The sequence below is a fragment of the Microbacterium sp. Bi128 genome (genome assembly GCF_918698205.1).
Window position 1 is genome coordinate 1 of the sequence record NZ_CAKKMM010000781.1, and the last position, 2,366, is coordinate 2,366.

3 protein-coding genes are annotated in these 2,366 nt (G+C 71.9%); all 3 read right to left on the reverse strand.

Annotated features, from left to right (window positions below; translation table 11 throughout):
* The coding region (locus LQV45_RS26160; protein ID WP_230009599.1) for a hypothetical protein at positions 1–338 on the reverse strand (338 nt) is incomplete at its 3' end.
* A gap of 10 nt (positions 339–348) precedes the next feature.
* On the reverse strand, positions 349–1,053 hold the full coding sequence (locus LQV45_RS26165) for a phosphatase PAP2 family protein (protein ID WP_230009600.1): 705 nt from the start codon (positions 1,051–1,053) through the stop codon (positions 349–351).
* A 74-nt stretch (positions 1,054–1,127) separates the two neighbouring features.
* A partial coding sequence (locus LQV45_RS26170) for a multidrug effflux MFS transporter (protein ID WP_230009601.1) occupies positions 1,128–2,366 on the reverse strand: 1,239 nt, incomplete at its 5' end.

A 2,366-nucleotide genomic window follows, 5' to 3' on the forward strand; every position in this document is an offset into this window, starting at 1 on the left:
GCGACCTGGGCGTCGGTGAGCGGCGCACCGGGGGCGGGTGCTTCCGGGGCAGGCGCTCCCGGGGCGGGGGCTTCCGGTGCGGGTGCTTCCGCGGCGGGTGCGTCCGCGGTGGGCGCCTCCGGGGCGGGTGCTTCCGGCGCAGCCGCATGCGGCGCAGGCTGTTCCGTCGACGTCGCGGCGGCCTCGGCGGCCCGCGCCGCCGCCGCTTCGGCGGCCGCGAGTTCCGCGCGCGCCCGGGCCAGCCGCAGTTCGGCCTCGGCGGCCTCCGCCTCGGCGCGCAGACGCGCCACCTCGGGATCGTCCGCGGTGCCGGGGACGGAGGGCACGGAGTCGCTCATGCCGGTCAGCCTAGAGCGAGGTGGGAGCCGTGGCATCCCGTGATCGACGGGCGCGCCGGAGCGTCGCGCGGTCCTGATCGTGCACGCGCAGACGCGAGAAGGCCGCCGCCAGCACGAGCGCGGCCCCCGCGCCCACCAGAGCACCCCCGACGGTGTCCGAGAGCCAGTGCGCGTGCAGGTACGTGCGGCTGAACGCCATCAGCAGAATCCACGCCGCGCCCGCGATCCGCACCCACACCGAGGGGAACACGATCGCGGCCACGACCGCGATGGTCGCGGCGTTGGCCGTATGACCCGAGGGGAACGAGCCGTAGTCCGACAGCACGAGGATGTCCTCGGGTCGGGCCCGGCCGAAGGTGTGCTTGAGCACCTGCACGAGCAGAGCGCTCCCCGCCGAGGCCGCGAGGAAGTACACCGCCGCCCACCGACGACCCGAGAGGAACAGCGCGAGGGCTCCCCCGACCGGGACGATCAGGATCGCGGTGATGTACCCGCCGATCTGGTTCATCACCAGCGCGAGGGTCAGCAGCGGCTGCAGCGGGGCCGCCGCGAAGAGCTGGTTCCACCAGACGTCGATCGCGAACGGGGTCGGTCTGCGGAAGAACACCCAGGCGCCGAGACCGCACGCGAGCGCGATCAGCACCAGGCCGAGAACGGCGCGGACGCGCTCGGAACCCACCGTCACCGGTGGCAGCGGTTCGGAATCGGCATCCATCGGCTAATGATGCCCGTCACGAGGGCACGGCGGAACAGCGACCCGCACTCTGCTAGTGTTCGCGACCACGACGCTCAGGGCGCGAGGCGCTCGACGGTGCGCGGCCGCACGAGCAGCCAGAGCGCGACCACGCCGAGGATCGCGCAACCCACCATGACGGATGCCATCGTGGTCGCCGTGATCCCCGACCCGGTGGCCAGGAGCCCGACGACGGGAGAGATGACACCGGCGATACCGAAGTTCGCGGCACCGATGATCGACTGCGCCGTGCCCGCCGCCTTGCCGTGGCGGTCGAGGGCGAGCACCTGCGCGCACGGGAACGTGAACCCGCACGATGTCATGAACAGGAAGAGCGGGATGACGGTTCCCCACAGCCCGAAGCCGAGCTGATCGAAGACGACGATCACCGTCGCCCAGAGCACGAGGGAGGCCGTCGAGAACGCCAGGACCCACTGCGGTCCGAACCGTGCGGCGAGACGCGAGGCGACCTGGACGCCGATGACCAGCCCGACGGAGTTGGCGGCGAACAGCACGCCGTACTGCTGCGCGTCGAAGCCATAGCTCTGCTGGAACAGGAACGACGAGGCCGAGAGGTACGAGAACAGCCCGCTGAACGTCATCGCGCCGATGACGAGCACGCCGATGAACACGCGGTCGCGGAAGACGCTGGCGTACCGCTGCCACACCGTGGTGGCCCCCTTGCCGCCGCGTCGGGCAGCGGGCAGCGTCTCGGGGAGGAAGACGATGGCGGAGATGAGCATGACCGTGCCGTAGGCCGCGAGCACCCAGAAGATCCCGCGCCACGGCATGACCGAGAGCAGCAGAGAGCCCGCGAGCGGCGCGAGCACCGGCGCGACGCCGGACACCAGCGCGAGGCGCGACAGCATGACGACCAGACGCCGCCCCCCGAAGAGGTCGCGCACGATCGCGGCTGCCACGACACCGCCCGCGGCCGCCCCAGCGCCCATGAGGACGCGCGCGATCGACAGCGTCCCGAGCGTCGGAGCCAGCGCCGCGAAGATGCTCGCGGCGACGTGGAGCGCGGTGACGGACAGCAGCGGGATGCGACGGCCGACCTTGTCGCTCAGCGGGCCGACGATGAGCTGTCCGAGGGCGAAACCGATCATCGTGCCCGTCAGCGTCAGCTGGATGGCCGCGGCCGAGGTCTGGAAATCCGCCTCGAGCACGGGGAACGCGGGCAGGTAGAGGTCGATCGTGAACGGCCCGAGCGCGGTGAGCGCTCCGAGCAGCACGATGTACAGCACACGACGACGCGCCGGGATACTGTCGCCCGGATGCAGCACGATCGGCGC